Origin of the sequence: Geothrix mesophila (assembly GCF_022808835.1) — a bacterium.
GTDB lineage: Bacteria > Acidobacteriota > Holophagae > Holophagales > Holophagaceae > Geothrix > Geothrix paludis.
Window position 1 is genome coordinate 184,362 of record NZ_JAKZLD010000001.1, and the last position, 15,628, is coordinate 199,989.

At 68.6% G+C, this 15,628-nt stretch carries 17 protein-coding genes; 10 read left to right on the forward strand and 7 right to left on the reverse strand.

Annotation, left to right across the window (positions count from 1 at the left end; all coding sequences use genetic code 11):
* Window positions 1–8: 8 nt before the first annotated feature.
* Entirely contained in the window at window positions 9–1,295 is a 1,287-nt protein-coding gene (locus tag MLG87_RS00845) for a 3-isopropylmalate dehydratase large subunit (RefSeq protein WP_243293339.1), read from the forward strand.
* Between the two features lie 3 nt (window positions 1,296–1,298).
* Window positions 1,299–1,790: a 3-isopropylmalate dehydratase small subunit gene (locus tag MLG87_RS00850; protein ID WP_243293340.1), complete on the forward strand. Its 492-nt coding sequence runs from the start codon at window positions 1,299–1,301 to the stop codon at window positions 1,788–1,790.
* Window positions 1,791–1,930: 140 nt separating this feature from the next.
* Here the strand turns inward: MLG87_RS00850 and tpx are convergent, their stop codons facing one another.
* Window positions 1,931–2,476: a thiol peroxidase gene (gene tpx / locus MLG87_RS00855; RefSeq protein WP_243293341.1), complete on the reverse strand. Its 546-nt coding sequence runs from the start codon at window positions 2,474–2,476 to the stop codon at window positions 1,931–1,933.
* Between the two features lie 154 nt (window positions 2,477–2,630).
* Here tpx and MLG87_RS00860 point away from each other — a divergent pair, with 154 nt between their 5' ends.
* Window positions 2,631–3,710, forward strand: coding sequence for a sensor histidine kinase (locus MLG87_RS00860; protein ID WP_243293342.1), 1,080 nt, complete (start codon window positions 2,631–2,633; stop codon window positions 3,708–3,710).
* Window positions 3,707–4,459: a LytR/AlgR family response regulator transcription factor gene (locus MLG87_RS15995; protein WP_341848565.1), complete on the forward strand. Its 753-nt coding sequence runs from the start codon at window positions 3,707–3,709 to the stop codon at window positions 4,457–4,459. The genes MLG87_RS00860 and MLG87_RS15995 overlap by 4 nt, the downstream gene beginning before the upstream one ends.
* Before the next feature lie 49 nt (window positions 4,460–4,508).
* On the opposite strand, the gene MLG87_RS00875 is transcribed toward MLG87_RS15995, so the two are convergent.
* Complete coding sequence (locus MLG87_RS00875) at window positions 4,509–5,078, reverse strand: hypothetical protein (RefSeq protein ID WP_243293343.1); 570 nt, start codon at window positions 5,076–5,078, stop codon at window positions 4,509–4,511.
* Between the two features lie 221 nt (window positions 5,079–5,299).
* Between MLG87_RS00875 and purD the strand changes: the two genes are divergently transcribed.
* Window positions 5,300–6,604 carry a phosphoribosylamine--glycine ligase gene (gene purD / locus MLG87_RS00880; RefSeq protein WP_243293344.1) on the forward strand — a complete coding sequence of 435 codons (1,305 nt, stop codon included), beginning with the start codon at window positions 5,300–5,302 and terminating at the stop codon, window positions 6,602–6,604.
* Between the two features lie 40 nt (window positions 6,605–6,644).
* Here the strand turns inward: purD and MLG87_RS00885 are convergent, their stop codons facing one another.
* Both MLG87_RS00885 and MLG87_RS00890 read right to left on the reverse strand, forming a co-directional pair.
* Entirely contained in the window at window positions 6,645–6,992 is a 348-nt protein-coding gene (locus MLG87_RS00885) for a hypothetical protein (protein ID WP_243293345.1), read from the reverse strand.
* Window positions 6,993–7,016: 24 nt separating this feature from the next.
* On the reverse strand, window positions 7,017–7,904 hold the full coding sequence (locus MLG87_RS00890) for a 3-hydroxyacyl-CoA dehydrogenase family protein (protein ID WP_243293346.1): 888 nt from the start codon (window positions 7,902–7,904) through the stop codon (window positions 7,017–7,019).
* A gap of 122 nt (window positions 7,905–8,026) precedes the next feature.
* On the opposite strand from MLG87_RS00890, the gene MLG87_RS00895 reads away from it, so the two are divergent.
* Together MLG87_RS00895 and MLG87_RS00900 are read left to right on the forward strand one after the other, a co-directional pair.
* Complete coding sequence (locus MLG87_RS00895; RefSeq protein ID WP_243293347.1) at window positions 8,027–8,509, forward strand: DinB family protein; 483 nt, start codon at window positions 8,027–8,029, stop codon at window positions 8,507–8,509.
* Between the two features lie 70 nt (window positions 8,510–8,579).
* Complete coding sequence (locus MLG87_RS00900; protein ID WP_243293348.1) at window positions 8,580–9,032, forward strand: nucleoside deaminase; 453 nt, start codon at window positions 8,580–8,582, stop codon at window positions 9,030–9,032.
* A 38-nt stretch (window positions 9,033–9,070) separates the two neighbouring features.
* Here the strand turns inward: MLG87_RS00900 and speA are convergent, their stop codons facing one another.
* Entirely contained in the window at window positions 9,071–10,960 is a 1,890-nt protein-coding gene (gene speA, locus MLG87_RS00905; RefSeq protein ID WP_243293349.1) for a biosynthetic arginine decarboxylase, read from the reverse strand.
* A gap of 92 nt (window positions 10,961–11,052) precedes the next feature.
* A complete protein-coding gene (queG, locus tag MLG87_RS00910; protein ID WP_243293350.1) occupies window positions 11,053–11,997 on the reverse strand; it encodes a tRNA epoxyqueuosine(34) reductase QueG in 945 nt (314 codons plus the stop codon).
* A 122-nt stretch (window positions 11,998–12,119) separates the two neighbouring features.
* Here queG and pgsA point away from each other — a divergent pair, with 122 nt between their 5' ends.
* Genes pgsA through MLG87_RS00925 form a run of 3 tightly spaced genes read left to right on the forward strand, consistent with a single transcriptional unit; the run spans window position 12,120 to window position 14,137 of the window.
* A complete protein-coding gene (gene pgsA, locus MLG87_RS00915; RefSeq protein WP_243293351.1) occupies window positions 12,120–12,773 on the forward strand; it encodes a CDP-diacylglycerol--glycerol-3-phosphate 3-phosphatidyltransferase in 654 nt (217 codons plus the stop codon).
* Window positions 12,774–13,412: a DUF502 domain-containing protein gene (locus tag MLG87_RS00920; RefSeq protein WP_243293352.1), complete on the forward strand. Its 639-nt coding sequence runs from the start codon at window positions 12,774–12,776 to the stop codon at window positions 13,410–13,412.
* Window positions 13,409–14,137 (forward strand): SDR family NAD(P)-dependent oxidoreductase, encoded by a 729-nt coding sequence (locus MLG87_RS00925; RefSeq protein ID WP_243293353.1) that lies wholly within the window; start codon window positions 13,409–13,411, stop codon window positions 14,135–14,137. Before MLG87_RS00920 ends, MLG87_RS00925 begins: the two co-directional genes overlap by 4 nt.
* A 237-nt stretch (window positions 14,138–14,374) precedes the next feature.
* Here the strand turns inward: MLG87_RS00925 and MLG87_RS00930 are convergent, their stop codons facing one another.
* Window positions 14,375–15,607: an MFS transporter gene (locus MLG87_RS00930; RefSeq protein ID WP_243293354.1), complete on the reverse strand. Its 1,233-nt coding sequence runs from the start codon at window positions 15,605–15,607 to the stop codon at window positions 14,375–14,377.
* Between the last annotated feature and the right edge of the window lie 21 nt (window positions 15,608–15,628).

Below are 15,628 nucleotides of genomic sequence, written 5' to 3' on the forward strand. Positions count from 1 at the left end.
AGGTTCCCATGGGCATGACCGTTGTCGAGAAGATCCTGGCCCGCGCGGCGGGCCAGGCCACGGTGAAGGTGGGAGATGTGGCCGAACCGAAGGTGGACCTCGCCATGTCCCACGAGAACGCCGCGCTGGTGATCAACCAGCACAGGGAGGTGTTCGAGGGCACGGGCCTGGCGCCGAAGGTGTGGGATCCCTCGCGGATCGCCATCATCTTCGACCACCGTGTGCCGGCGGAGTCCCCCAAGACTGCGACGAACCAGAAGAAGATCCGCGAGTTCGTGGCGGCCCACGGCATCACCAAGTTCCACGACGTGCGCGGCGACGTGGGCGGCATCTGCCACCAGATCCTGCCTGAGTACGGCTACGTCCGTCCCGGGTTCGTGGTGGTGGGCACCGATTCCCACACCACCAGCCACGGGGCCCTGGGCGCCTTCAGCTTCGGCATCGGCGCCACGGAGATGGCCTCCGTGTGGAGTCTGGGCATCGCCGTCAACATCGAGGTGCCGGCCACCATCAAGGTGGTGGTGAAGGGCGAGTTCCCACCCATGGTGGGGCCCAAGGACCTGATCCTCCATCTCATCGGGAAGCTCACCGCGCAAGGTGCCAACTACAAGGTGCTGGAGTTCCACGGCGAGACCATCCGGAAGATGAGCACCAGCGGGCGCATCGCCATCTGCAACATGAGCGTGGAAGCGGGCGCCACATCCGGCATCGTGCCCGGCGACGAGGAGACCGTGCGCTACCTGCGGGAGGAGGCGGGCGTCACCGAGGCCATCCCCTGCACGACGCCGGATGCGGATGCCGTCTACTGCCAGGTCGTGGAGATCGATGTGTCCGCCCTGGCCCCGCAGATCGCCTGCCCCCACATGGTGGACCATGTGAAGCCCGTGGATCAGGTCGCGGGCACCAAGGTCCAGCAGATCGTCATCGGCAGCTGCACCAACGGCCGCCTGGACGACCTGGAGGCCGCCGCCGCCATCCTGCGCGGCAAGAAGGTGGCCGAAGGCACCCGCATGCTGGTGTTCCCCGCCTCCAGCAAGATCTTCGCGAAGGCCCTGGACAAGGGCATCGTCCACGACCTCATGAAGGCCGGCGCGGTGGTGATGAACTCCGGCTGCGGACCCTGCCTGGGCGTGCACGAGGGCGCCCTGGGCGACCACGAGGTGGCCCTCAGCACCACCAACCGGAACTTCAAGGGCCGCATGGGCAATCCCACGGGCGAGGTCTACCTCTGCAGCCCGGCCGTGGCCGCGGCCTCCGCCATCACCGGCGTCATCACCGATCCGAGAAAGGGCTGATCCATGTCCAAGGTCATCATCGCGCTCGGCAACGACATCAGCACCGACGACATCTACCCGGGCCGCTTCATGGCCACGGTGCTGCCCACGGAAACCCCCCAGTTCGCCTTCTTCGACCGCACGGAGTTCAACGCGCAGCTCAAGGCCAAGGCCTTCGCGCCGGGCTCCATCATCGTGGGCGGCGAGAACTTCGGCTGCGGCTCCAGCCGCGAGCAGGCCTGCTCGACACTGAAAGGCCACGAGGTGGCCGTGGTCGCCCGCAGCATCGCCCGGATCTTCCTCCAGAACAGCATCAACCTGGGCCTCCAGGTGGTGATCTGCCCGGACATCGAGGCTTCGGAGGGCGACGAGCTGGAGATCACGGCGGACCAGGTGCTCAACAAGACCACCGGCAAGGCCTACGACCAGGTGAAGCTCCCCGCCGCCCGCAAGGGCATCATGGACGCCGGCGGTCTGATCCCTTACACCCGGGCGCGGCTGATGGCCAGGGCCTGATCCGGCAAGGACTCGACGAAGGGCGCGAAGGCAGACGGAAGGGCATGAAGAACGGCCGACCGGCCTTGCTTCGTGCCCTTCCTGCGCCCGCGGGGCGCATTCGTGCCCTTCGTGGATGTCTTTTCCGGTCGCCGCTGCGCCTATTCCGAAGTCTCCAGCGCATCCTCGGGGCACGGATGGTGGTGGCTCCGGATGGCGTGGACGGCCAGGTCGTAGTCGGGTTCCTTCGTGAGCTCCGGAACAAGCTCGGTGTGGATGATCGTGCCGTTCTCGTCCAGCGCCACCACGGCCCGGGCCAGGAGGCCGCGCATGGGCCCGTCGATGAGGGTGACCCCGAACTGCGCCCCGAACTCGGGGTGGCGGAAGGCGGACATCGGGTGCGCCCGTTCCAGCCCCCGGGAGCCGCAGAAGAGGTCCTGCGCGAAGGGCAGGTCCATGGAGACGCACAGCAGCACCGTGTCGCTCAGATCCTGCGTCAGGGCATTGAACTTGCGGACGCTCTCCGCGCAGGTCGGCGTGTCCAGGCTGGGGAAGATGCTCAGCAGGACGCGCTTCCCCTCCAGATCCACACTCGTGGTGTCACGCAGGTCCGTGCGGGTGAGGGCGAACGCAGGGGTGGGGGAACCGATTGCGGGCAGCTCGCCGCAGGTATGGGTGGGGGTGCCGTTCAGGGTGATCGTGGCCATGGGGACCTCCCGGCGCGCACATGCTACTCCCAATGGAGAATTCCGGCACGAATTCTTGGCCGAGCGGGAGCCACGGACCGGGCTCGCCCCTGATATGCCTCGGTTCGCCCCACCTTTCCTGGCGGAGACAGCTTCGCGTTCCTAGTCTTGAACCATGGAACCCACGCTCGGCAAGTGGCGCTGGTACTGGAGCATCTGGGGCCTGATGGGCCTCTACATGGCCACCTGGGATATGGCCATGTATCCGGCCGCGCCGGTCTTGCGGCTGCTGGGGATGAACCTCCTCCAGAACGGGACCTGGGGCCTGCTGGGCCTCCTCCTCATCCGGCTGGCGGATCGGAAGCCCATCGAATCCTTCGCGTGGAGCCAGTGGCGCACCTGGGGTCTGCACCTGCTGGCCAGCGTCCTGGCGGCCACCCTGGGGCTGTTCCTGGCGTACCTGATCTCCCTGGCCATGGAAGGAGGGGGGAGGCACCTGGATCTGGCGGCGGTCAGGAAGGGGCTGCCCCGGTTCTACCGGGCCTACTTCCACACCAACCTGCTGTTCATGTGGGCGGTGGTGGCGGCTTTCCACGGGTTGCGGATCTACCGGAAGTACCAGATCCGCGAGATCGAGGCGGCCAAACTGGAGGCCCGGTTCGCCGAGGCCCGGAACCAGGCCCTGTGCATGCAGCTCCAGCCCCACTTCCTCTTCAACACGCTCAACTCCATCTCCGCCCTGGTCCATACGAACCCCGATGGGGCGGACGACATGATCAGCCGCTTGGGGGACTTCCTCCGGATGACCCTGGAGGCACCGCCGGACCAGATGGTGCCGCTGTGGAAGGAACTGGCCTTCATCCAGGCCTATCTCTCCATCGAGCAGGTCCGTTTCCAGGGTCGCCTGCGGGTCGAGGTGGATGCCCCTTCCACGGTGCAGAACCTGCGAGTGCCCAGCTTCATCCTCCAGCCCCTGGTGGAGAACGCCCTCAAGCACGGTCTTTCCGACCGGCAGCAGGGCGGCACGCTCGGGTTGCGGGCCTCGCGGGATTCGGAATGCCTCGTACTGGAAGTCCGGGACGATGGCGCGGGCTACCGACCGGGCCGGGAAGGGGTGGGTCTGGGCAACGTCCGAGCCCGCCTGGGCTTGATCTACAAAGGGCTCTATCACCTGGACATCCTCGGTGTGCCTGACCGCGGCACCCTGGTGGCGCTCCGGTTGCCCCTCGGGGATGCCGCCGGGGGCGTGTCGTGAACCTCCGGGCCCTGGTGGTGGATGACGAGACGCTGGCCCGGCAGCGCATCCGCCACCTGCTCCGCCGGTCCACGGACATCGAAGTGGTCGGGGAGTGCGTCAACGGCCTGGAGGCGGTGAAGGCCATCGAGGAGCTGGCTCCGGACCTGGTGTTCATGGATATCCAGATGCCCGAGCTGGATGGCTTCGGCGTGGTGGAGGCCATGGGCGCGGATCGCATGCCGCCCACCCTCTTCATCACGGCCTACGATCAGCACGCCCTCCGGGCCTTCGAGGTCCATGCGGTGGACTACCTGCTGAAACCCTTTTCGCCGGAGCGGTTCCACCACGCCCTGGAGCGCGCGCGGCGCTGGTGCCGGTCGTCCGCCCGCGAGAAGGGGCAGGATCTGGAAGCCCTCATGGCCGGCCTGCGCCGGGACCGGCCGTGGGCGGATCGCCTCCTGGTCCGGCAGGGGGACCGCCATCTTCTGGTGAGGACGGACGCCGTCCAGTGGATCGAGGCGGAGGACAACTACGTCCGCCTTCACGTCGAGGGCACCTCGCACCTGATCCGGCAGACCATGGCCGGGCTTCTCACGAGGCTTGATCCCGCCCGGTTCCGGCGGATCCACCGCTCCGCCATCGTGAACCTCGACTGCATCCGGGAATTCCAGCCCTGGAGCGGGGGAGACCACCTGGTGATCATGCGCGACGGCACCCGTCTGACCCTCAGCCGGACCTACCGGGACCAGTTCGGCGAGTGGCTCTGACGCAGGAAGGCCCGGCGCCGGGCCGGGCCTTCCTGCAAGCGGGGGCCGGTCACTCGGGAGTGAGGACCGCGACGGTGGCCATGCCCGCCTCGCGGAGCACCAGCGCGCCCTTTTCGGTCATGGCGCGGCTGGGCAGGATCACGTCCACGGTCCCGATGAGGCGGTCCGTCACCAGCAGGTCGCCGTTGGTGGCATCACCCACACTGAAGACCGCCCCCTGCCTCAGGGCCACGGGGGTGGTGGCGATGGCCGGCACGCCCCGCCTCCCGAGCTGGGAGATGGCCTGGGTGGCGCCGATGGAACCATCCCGGAACATCCGGTCCCCGGGCAGCAGCACCAGGTAGTCCGCATGATGGTTGGCAATGAGATGGGCGGCGGGGACGGCCTTGTCCCAGCTGCGGGCGTCCACCACGGTGATGAAGGCGCCTTCGCCAGCCGCCCGGGCCAGGGCCAGCACGGCGTCCTGGCTGGCCGGGTAGTCGCAGATCACGCCGATGTGCTGCTTGGCGGGCCAGGTGGCCTGGGTGGTCTTCATCAGCGGGCGGAAGTCCTCGGCCTGGAGCGTCAGGCCGACGAGGGCCGCCGCGGCCACCACGAGGGATGCGGACATGCGGTTCATGATGCCTCCGGAAGAAAGGCGGTCGGGGACGGATCCCCGGCGAGGGATGGAAGGGAGCCCGAACGGTGTCCGACGGGCGGGGTGAACGCCGCCAAACATGAGCGGCCGTCTCAGCCCAGACCACGGATCTGGGACGAACGGACCGGGATGGGGGTGAGGGGCTTCTTTCCGGGGGTGGGCCCGGCCCTGCTCCGGGCGATACTTGGGGTTCGGAGGCACCCATGAAAATCCTGATCCTCGGCTCGGGCGGACGGGAACACGCGCTGGCGCTGAAGCTCAAGGCTTCGGCCACCCCGGTGGAACTGGTCTCCGCTCCGGGCAGCGATGCGCTGGCGGAATTGGGGACCTGCGTCGCACTTGATCTGGCCTCGCCGGCCGCCGTGGCGGCCTGGTGTTCCGCGAACCGGCCAGACCTGGTGGTGGTCGGTCCCGAGCTGCCCCTGGTGGCCGGGGTGGCCGATCTGGTGCGGTCCCTGGGCATCCCCGTATTCGGCCACGACGCCGCCACGGCCCGCCTGGAGGGCAGCAAGGCCTTCGCCAAGGCCTTCATGCAGCGCCATGGCATTCCCTGCGCCGCGAGCGAGACCCTGACCGACCTCGCCGAGGGCGTCGCCCTGATCCGGGGCTGGTCCTACGGCTATCCCATCGTCCTCAAGGCCGACGGCCTAGCGGCGGGAAAGGGTGTGGTGCTGGCCCAGAGCGAGGCCGAGGCGCTCGAGACCTTCCGGGCCTTCCTGGAGGGCCAGTTCGGGGATGCCAGCCGCACCGTGGTCTTCGAAGAACCCCTGCATGGCATGGAGCTCTCCCTGCACGTGCTGGTGGACGTGGATGCCAGCCACGCGGCCTACGCCATGCTGCCCGCCTGCCAGGACCACAAGCGCATCTTCGAAGGCGACCATGGTCCCAACACCGGCGGCATGGGCGCCTTCGGGCCCATCCCCTTCCTGCGGTCCGAGGATGTCGAGCGGATGCGGGTCGAGCTGGTGGAGCCCACGGTGCGCGGCCTCCAGAAGGATGGCCTCTCGGGGCGGGGCGTACTGTTCCTGGGTGTCATGTGGACGGCGGCGGGTCCCAGGCTGCTGGAATACAACGTCCGGTTCGGCGACCCGGAGACCCAGGTGCTCATGCAGCTGCTGGACGAGGACCTGGCGACCCTGCTGCTGGAGGTGGCCGAGGGGCGGCTGGCCTCCCGCGATCTGAAACTGAAGGCCCATACCGCCATCACCGTGGTGCTGGCGGCGGAGGGCTATCCGGAGAGCGCCAAGAAGGGGGTGCCCATCTCTCTCGGGGCGCCCGGCGTCACGGTGATCCACGCCGGCACGCGCAAGGAGGCCGGGCAGTGGCTCACCCACGGGGGGCGCGTCCTGAACCTGGCCACGTCCGCGCCGGATCTGGCCGCGGCCCGCGCTGCCATCGAGGCGGCCCTGCCGCAGGTCCACTGGCCCGGCATGCAGGTTCGCCGCGACATCGGTCTCAAGGCCCTGCGGCACGCCCAGGCGGGCAAGACCGTCCGGGACCGCTGGTGATCCCTGATAAGAGCTGGTGAGGGCTGGTGAGGCCGGTTCCCTAGCGGTTCCGGAGGAACCAGGCCGCCAGCGTGAGGAGCGCGAGGATCAGGGTGAGGGCCCCGGCCGCGCGGTGGATCCGCGGGATGGTGGCCCGGGTGCTGCGGCCTTCGCGCCAAGCGAGGGCCGCCCGGCCCAGGAGCAGGGTGGTCCCGGCCACAGTCAGCAGGGCCAGCCACATGAGGATGTGGCGGAGGGCCAGGGCCCGGGGGTGCAGGACCACCCGGAGCAGCACCACGGTCACGGTGGCGGCCATGAGGTGCCCATGGAGCCGATGGTCCCCCCGCTGGACGGCGCGCAGGGCGAAGCCCAGCAGGATGGCGGCGGGGATGAGCAGGAGATCCAGCATCCGGGCCAGGGTACCCCAGGTGGCTCAGAGCGGGAGCGCTTCCATGCGCTTCTCGCCCTCCCAGCGGTAGAAGCCCGCGCCGGACTTGCGGCCCAGGCGGCCGGCGGCCACCAGCTGGCGCAGCACCGAGGGCGCCTTGAACCGGGGCTCCCCGAAGGCCTCGAACAGCACCTCGGCCACGCTCTGCATGGTGTCCAGGCCGATGAAATCGCTGAGGTGCAGCGGGCCCATGGGATGGCCGCAGCCCAGCCTCATGCCCGTGTCGATGTCGTCCACGGTGGCGAGTCTCTGTTCGGCGCAGCGGATGGCGTCCAGCAGGTAGGGCACCAGGAGGCGGTTCACCACGAAGCCCGGGGCGTCCGGCGCCAGCACGGCGGTCTTGCCGAGCCGCTGGACGAAGCCCTTCAGGGCGGCCAGCGTGTTGCCGTCCGTGGCCAGGGTGCGGACGATCTCCACCAGCGGCATGGCGGGGACCGGATTGAAGAAGTGAAGGCCCGCCAGGTTGGGCAGGCGGCCCGGCGACAGCACCGGGCTGAGGTGGGCGACCGTGAGGCTGGAGGTGTTGGTGCAGAGGACGGCGTTCGGCTCCAAGACCTTGTCCAGCGCGGCAAAGGTCTCCAGCTTGAGATCCATGCGCTCCGGCACAGCCTCCACCACCAGGTCGCAGCCGGCCAGCGCGGCGAAGGTGAGGGTGCCGTGGAGACGCCGGGCGAAGGTGGTGCTCTGGTCCTCGGTGATCTTTCCCTTGGCCACGGCGCGGCCCCAGGTGTCCTGGATCCGCTTCAGGCCCCTGGCCAGCAGGGACTCGTCCACCTCCTTCACCCAGACCTCGCAGCCCGCCTCGGCCGCGCACTGGGCGATGCCCGAGCCCATGAGTCCGCAGCCGACGATGCCGATGCGCTGGATGTCCATGTCGCTCTCCCGTTGGAATGGTGATGGTCTGGTCTCCATTCTCCGACGATTGAGGTCCGGGCGGAGCGGTGACCTTGAGTAGGGTGCTTCCGCTATGATCGGCCAGTGCCCGGGGGGTGCCCATGACCGGCCTACTGAAAGACCTGCTTGGCCACCAGGCCTGGGCGGATGCGATGTTCTTCCATGCCTGGGGCAAATCGAGTTTCACGGAGGATCCCGAACTGCGGGCCAGGATCAGCCATCAGGTGGATGTCCAGGAGGCCTTCCTGGACATCCTCAAAGGCGGGATGCCGCCTTCGGAAGAGCCTCCTGTGGGCGCGTTCCCGGACCTGCTGCGCCGGTGCCGCTCTGCCCACGAAGCCTTCCGGGCGCTGGGCCGGGGCCTCGACGAGGCTTCCCTGGCCCGCGTCGTGCGGGTGCCCTGGTTCCCGGATCCGCCCTGCCTGGTCTCCGTCGGAGAGGCGCTGACCCAGGTCTGCCTGCACTCCCAGCACCACCGCGCCCAGAACATGGCCCGCCTCAAAGCCCTGGGGGCCGGGGCGAAGAACGTGGACTACATCATCTGGCTCTGGAAGCAGCGGCCCGAACCGCGCTGGGATCTTTGAACGCGTTGAACATGGAATGGAGCCATCTCTGGGGAAGCCGATGAGGATAGACGGGAGTGCCCTGCGGTTCATGCGACGCGCCATCGACCTGTCCCGCGTCCACATGGAGGCGGGCGACGGCGGGCCCTTCGGCGCGGTGATCGTGAGGGGCGGCGAGATCCTGGGGGAGGGTTGGAACCGGGTCACGACCAGCCACGATCCCACTGCCCATGCGGAGGTGATGGCCATCCGGCAGGCTTGCGCTCACCTGGGCACCCACGAGCTCCGGGGCTGCGAGATCTACACGAGCTGCGAGCCCTGCCCCATGTGCCTGGCGGCCATCTACTGGGCCCGCCTGGACCGCGTGTGGTTCGCCAACGGCCGGGCGGATGCGGCCGCCATCCAGTTCGACGACGACTGGCTCTACCGGGAGGTGGCCCTCCCCCTCGAGGCGCGCAGCCTGCCCGCCTTCCAGCTGCTCCGCGAGGAGGCCCTGCCCGTCTTCCACGCCTGGGACGCCAAGACGGACAAGATCCCCTACTGACAGCCGATGGCTAACAGCTGATAGCTGACGGCTGATAGCTATATTTCCAGATACGTGTGCAGGTTCCGCTCTTCGGTGAGCAGGGCTCGCAGGGCCTCGGCGGCGTCGCTCTTGGCGCTGGCCCTCCGCTTGGTCTGGGGGCCCTGGACGAGCACGTCGGGATCGTAGTGGACGCTGCGGAGCACGTGGTCCACCGTGTCGCCCTTGACGAGGTGCTGCACCTTGAAGGTGTCGTCCTCGTGCACCACGATGTGGGCCTCGTTGGGGGCGCCGAAGAGGTTGTGCCGCATGCCCAGGATGTCCTGGTAGGCCCCGGTCAGGAAGAAGGCCACGTAGTAGGACTCGCCGCCGCGGGGCTCGTGGAAGGGGAGCTCGTCGCGCACGTCCTTCAGGTCGATGAACTTCTCCATCTTCCCGTCGCTGTCGCAGGTGATGTCGCAGAGGGTGGCCGACAGCCCGGGCTTCTCCTTGAGCCGGTGGATGGGCATCACCGGGAAGAGCTGCTCGATGGCCCAGTGGTCCGGCATGGTCTGGAAGATGCTGAAGTTGGCGATGAGCTTGTCCGCCAGGCTCTTGTTGAGATCCTGGAACTCCTCGGGGACGTACTTCAGGCTCTTGCTGCTGAGGATGCGGGAGAGCTTGCGGCAGACCTCCCAGAACAGCGTCTCGCCCTTGCTGCGATCCTCCAGGCCCAGGTAGCCCAGGTTGAAGAGGGTGAGCAGCTCGTCCTTCTGGGTGATGGCGTCGTGGTACATCTCGGCGAAGTTCTTCACGGAGATGTTGTCGCGGGTATAGGCCAGCTCCTTGAGGATCTGGGGCTCATTGCCGGTGAGGGTCACCGTGTACTTGGTGTGGGTGGTGTCGATGAGGCCGATGATGTCGACGACCACCACCTCGTGATAGGCGACGATGGCGCGGCCGGACTCGCTGAGCAGGTCGGGCATGGGCACCTGCTCCTGGGTGCAGATGTCCTTGGTGGTGTACACGACATCCGCCGCGTACTCGGCGATGGTGTAGTTCATGGAGCTGCTGAAGGTGGTCTTGCTGCCGTCGTAGTCCACGCCGAGACCGCCGCCCACGTTGAGGTAGCGGATGGGCACGCCCAGCTTCCGCAGCTTGGCGTAGATGCGGGTGGCCTCCTTCATGGCCGACTTGATCTTGCGGATGTCCGTGATCTGGCTGCCGATGTGGAAGTGCAATTCAATGACGCTGTCCAGCAGGTCGCGCTTCTCCAGCACCTCGACGGCGTCCAGGATCTCGCGGGTGGTGAGGCCGAACTTCGCATGATCGCCGGCGCTGGTCTCCCACTTGCCCGAGCCCTGGGCGTTGAGCTTGGCGCGCAGCCCGATGAGGGGCTCCACCTTCAGCTCCTTGGCCACCTTCAGGATCAGGGGCAGCTCGGTCATCTTCTCGACCGTGATGACCACCTTGCGCCCGGCCTTGCGGGCCAGCAGGGCCATGCGGATGAAGGACTCATCCTTGTAGCCGTTGCAGAGCACCAGGGCCTCGGGATGCAGGTCCTGGCTGAGGGCGATGATCAGCTCGGGCTTGGAGCCGGCCTCGAGCCCGTAGTGGTACTTGTTGCCCGAGCGGATGATCTCCTCGACCACTTCCTTGGTCTGGTTGGTCTTCACCGGGTAGACGCCCTGGTAGCCGCCCTCGTAGCCGAACTCGATGATGGCGCGCCGGAAGGCCTCGTTGACCTCCACCACGCGGTGGTCCAGCACCTGCGGGAAACGCAGGTTCACGGGGGTGCGGATGCCCTTCTTCTTCAGGTGCTGGACGATCTCGTAGACGTCGCAACTGAGGGACTCGTCCTTGGTGGGCGTGATCTCCAGATGGCCCTTGGCATTGATGCCGAAGTAGCCGTTCCCCCACTCCTTCACGCCGTACAGGGTCGCGGCGTCCTGGACCGTCCAGTGCTTCATGGGCATCCGAGGTGCCTCCTCAATACCAAGGCGGCCACCTTTGGCCGGAAGTTTGTTTATAGGAAAAAAAGCCAAGCATTACCAATGAAAATTCACGAGTTCAGAATTCTGGCCAGGGTCGCCCGCCAGTGGCGGTCCCGGACGCGCCTCAGGGCGGTCCGCCGGGTGAGTTTCCGCCACTGGGCCGCGCCCCGGGGAAGATCCTCCGCCGGGCGGGTGTGAAGGGGGCTGGGGCCGCCCCAGAGGGCCGGATCCCCCCAGACCGGGGCCCGATTCCAGGGGCAGGCCTCCTGGCAGGCGTCGCAGCCCGCCGCCCAGCGGCTCGAAGCCAGGGCGGCGGCGATATCCGGGGGCGGCTCGGTCTCGGTCTCGATGGTGTAGGTGGTGAGGCAGCGGGCGGGATCCAGGCGGAAGGCCGAGAGGGCCTGGCTGGGGCAGGCCTCCAGGCAGGCGGTGCAGGTGCCGCACTGCTGGGTTCCGAAGGGCTCGTCCGGGGGCAGATCCACGGAGAGCAGCAGCGCCCCCAGGAAGCCCCAGGAGCCGTCCTTCTCCGCGATGAGGAGGGTGTGCTTCCCCTGCCATCCCAGGCCCGCCCGGGCCGCCAGCTGCCGCTCCAGCAGGGGGGCCGTGTCCACGCAGACCCGACCCTCCAGGCCCGGCCAGCGGGCCTGGGCCGCTTCCAGCAGCCGGGCCAGCCGCGGCTTGAGGATCATGTGGTAGTCGGGGCCCCAGAGGTAGCGGCTGAGCCTGAGGCTGCCGGGGGCCGCGCCGGGGATGGCGTCGGGCCGGGCGTAGGGGAAGAAGCCCACCAGGGCCGTGCGGGCCTGGGGCCAGAGGGCCCGCGGATCCAGCAGCGTGGCCGGATCCAGATAGGGGAGCAGGGAGCCGCGGCCTCCCTGGAACCAAGCCTGGAGATGTCCCTCCTCGTCCCGGAAGGGGCCGCAGGCGGCGAACCCCGCCCGGGCGAATCCGGCGGCCAGGGCCTCGGATCGAAGCCAATCCCTGAATGCCAGCGGTTCCGGCGGTTCGACTGGCACGCGGCGGTGTCCTCCCGGAGATATCCTCGCCCCCGGATCCCCGGATGTCACGGCCTTCCGGGCCTGGGCGGCGGCTCCCAGGGGAAAAGGCGGTAGGCTGGATGCGGAGCCGAACGCCCGCCATGAACCTGCCCAACGTCCTGTCGCTCGCGCGGATCCTCATGGTCCCAGTCCTGGTCGTGGTGCTCATGACCAAAGTGACGAACCACGAGGTCATCGGCGTGCTGGTGTTCTGGGCGGCCTCCATCACCGACGCCCTGGACGGCTACTTCGCCCGGCGCTGGAAGCAGGTGACCACCCTCGGCAAGCTGCTGGATCCGCTGGCGGACAAGCTGCTGGTGTCCGGGGCCCTGATCTCCCTGGTGGAGCTGAACCTGGCGCCGGCCTGGATGACCTTCATCATCCTGGCCCGGGAGTTCGCCGTGACCGGGCTCCGCGGAATCGCCAGCGAGGAGGGCATGACCATTCCGGCCGGCACCATCGGCAAGTGGAAGATGGGGTTCCAGGTGGCGGCCATCTCCTGCCTCATCCTCGGCCCCAGGCTCGACTACTGGCTCTACGAGTGGACCCGCAAGGACATCTTCCACCTCTTCATCCAGCTCAACCGGCCCTACAGCTTCTTCTGGGGCATGGGCGTGCTGCTGCTCTGGGGCGCCGTCATCCTCGCCATCTGGAGCGCCATCTCCTACTTCCACGGCTTCTGGAAGGTGGTGGGGCCCAGCATCATGGCCGAGGACGGCCGCCTGACTGGAAACAAGGACACCGAAGGACACTGAATGATCCGCAAGTACCTTCTCGCAGGTCTCTTCACCTTGCTGCCCCTCGTCGTGACGCTCTGGATTCTCAAGGGCATCTTCACGGCCCTGGTGGGCATCTCGCGCGAACCGCTCACCTGGGTGGCCCACCTGACCCACATGCCGGACCCGCCCACCTGGGCGCTGGCCGCGCTTTCCGCCCTGGTCACCATCCTGCTGCTGGTGGTGGTGGGCGCCCTGATGGGCAACTTCATGGGCCGCCAGCTGCTGGGCTGGATGGACGAGCTGATGATGTCCCTTCCCGTGGTGAAGACCGTCTACGGCGCCACCCGGCAGCTCATGGGCGCCATCCAGTCGGGGCAGGGGGGCAGCTTCAAGGAAGTGGTGATCGTGGAGTGGCCGCATCCCGGGTCCCACACCCTCGGTTTCGTGGCCAGCCGGGACTGCTCCTGGGCCATCCCGGGAGGGCAGAACCTGATCGCGGTCTACATCCCTACCGCTCCCAATCCCACCTCGGGCTACGTGGTGATGATCGAGGCCTCCAAGGTGCAGCCGGCGGACCTCAGCGCCGACCAGGCCCTGACCTGGGCCATCAGCGGCGGTGTGGTGACCCCGCCCCGTCCGGGGACGGGCTCCTTCCGGATGCCGGGGAAGCCGTGAGCGCCCTCCAGGGGCGGTGCCTCCTCGTCACCGGCGCCGGCAGCGGCATCGGGCGCGCGGCGGCACGGCTCTTCCGGGACCGCGGCGCGGACCTGATCCTGGCGGGCCGACGCCTGGACACGCTGCGGGAGACGCTTCCCGACGCGGTCCACGCGGTGCTCGATCACACCGACGACGCGGCCGTGGCCGCCTTCGCCCGCGAGTGTCCGGAGCTGGACGGGATGTTCCTGAACGCCGGCGGGCTGCTGCTGGGCTCGGTGGAATCGACGCCGGCGGCCGACTTCGACGCGGCCATCGCGGCAAACCTGCGGGGCCCCTGGCTCATGGCCCACCACCTGGGCCCGCGGCTGAAACCTGGGGGCAGCGTGGTGCTGGTGGGCTCCAACATCGGCCTCCGGGCCATCCCGGACAGCGCGGCGTACAGCGTGGCCAAGGCCGGCGTTCACATGCTGGCGAAGGTGCTGGCCCTGGAGTGGGCGCCCCGGCGCATCCGCTGCAACGCCATCGCCCCGGGCCCGGTGCGTACGGACATGGTGGAGGCTCGCTTGGCCGCCAGCATGGATCCCGACGGCGACCTGGCCGCGCTGTCGGCCGTGAATCCCCTGAAGCGCCTGGGCACCGAACTCGAAGTGGCCGCCCTGGCGGCGCACCTGCTGGGCTCGGAGAGTGGGTGGACGACGGGGGCCGTGATACCGATCGACGGTGGGGCTGACGCGGTCTATTAGGCCCGCTAGCCAAGTGATGTTCGGTAGGGCGGGGGCCCCGCGCGGGGGGGGGGCGCGCCCCCCGCCCCGCCGCCCCCCCCCCCGGAAAGAAGGGGGGGCCGCGCGGTTTTATTCGCCGCGCTCCACATGTGTTGGGGGGGGGGGGGGGGCCCCCGGGGGGGCGCCCCCCCCCCCCCCCCCCCCGCGACCCGCATCCGCTTCACGATGGGGGAGCGGAGCCGTCTACTGAGGTGCGGCCTACTCCACGAAATCCAGGTCCCGCCCGTGGGTCTCGGCCATGCCCCACAGGGAGACCAGGGCCAGGGCGAAGCAGACGCCGCCCACGGTCCAGGCGGAGCCGATGTAGCCCAGGGGGCCTCGCAGCATGACGAAGCTGCTGGTGATGAGGGGCACGGCGCCCCGCACGAAGTTGGGCACGGTGGTGGCCACGGTAGAGCGGAGGTTGGTGCCGAACTGCTCCGCGGCGATGGTGACGAAGACCGCCCAGTAGCCCGTGGCCAGGCCGAGGAAACCAGCCAGGGCGTAGAAGGCCGCCGGCGTGAGGCCGTGCAGGGTGAGGTAGACGGTCACCCCGGCAAGGGCCCCGAGGATGAAGAGCAGCACCACCTTCTTCCGGCTGCCCCACACCTGGCTGAGGATGCCCGAGGCCAGGCTTCCCAGGGTGATCCCGCTGTAGCAGAAGGCTACGGCCGTGCCTGCGCTCACGGGGCCCTTCACCCCGATCTTGGGGGCGAACTCCGGCGCGGAAGTGATGAGGATGGCCACCACGAACCAGGTGGGCAGGCCGATGAGGATGCAGCGCAGGTAGCGCAGGAACCGCTCGCCCTTCGTGAACAGGCTGAAGAAGTCGCCCCGCTTGACGTTCTGGTGGCCCAGGTCGCGGAACATGCCGCTCTCTCGGAGCCCGAAGCGGGTGGCCAGGAGCAGCAGGCCCAGGCCGCCGCCCGCGAGGTAGGCCACGCGCCAGGGCAGGTACTTGCCCACCAGGCTGGCGGTCACGGTCCCGAAGATCCCCACGCCCGCCACGATGGCCGTGCCGTAGGCCCGCAGGTCCGTGGGCAGGATCTCGCTCACGAGGGTGACCGCGGCGCCCAGCTCGCCCGCCAAGCCCAGGCCCGCCAGGAAGCGCCACACCGCGTAGGCGGGGATGCCGTGGACGAAGGCGTTGGCGATGTTGGCCACGGAGTAGAGGGCGATGCTGCCGAACAGGGTGCTCAGCCGACCCTTCTTGTCTCCCAGCACGCCCCAGAGGATGCCGCCCAGCAGCATGCCCACCATCTGCGCGTTGAGCAGCAGGAAGGTGGCCGAGACCTGCGCGTCGCCCTGGGGCACGCCCAGGGCCGTGAGGCTGGGCTGGCGCACGATGGGGAAGAGCAGCAGGTCGAACATGTCGACGAAGTACCCCAGGGCGGCCACGAGGACCGTGAGGTTCAGGATGGCGCGGAGGCGTGTTTGGGGCATGAGGGTCATTGAACCATACGAATCCTTGGG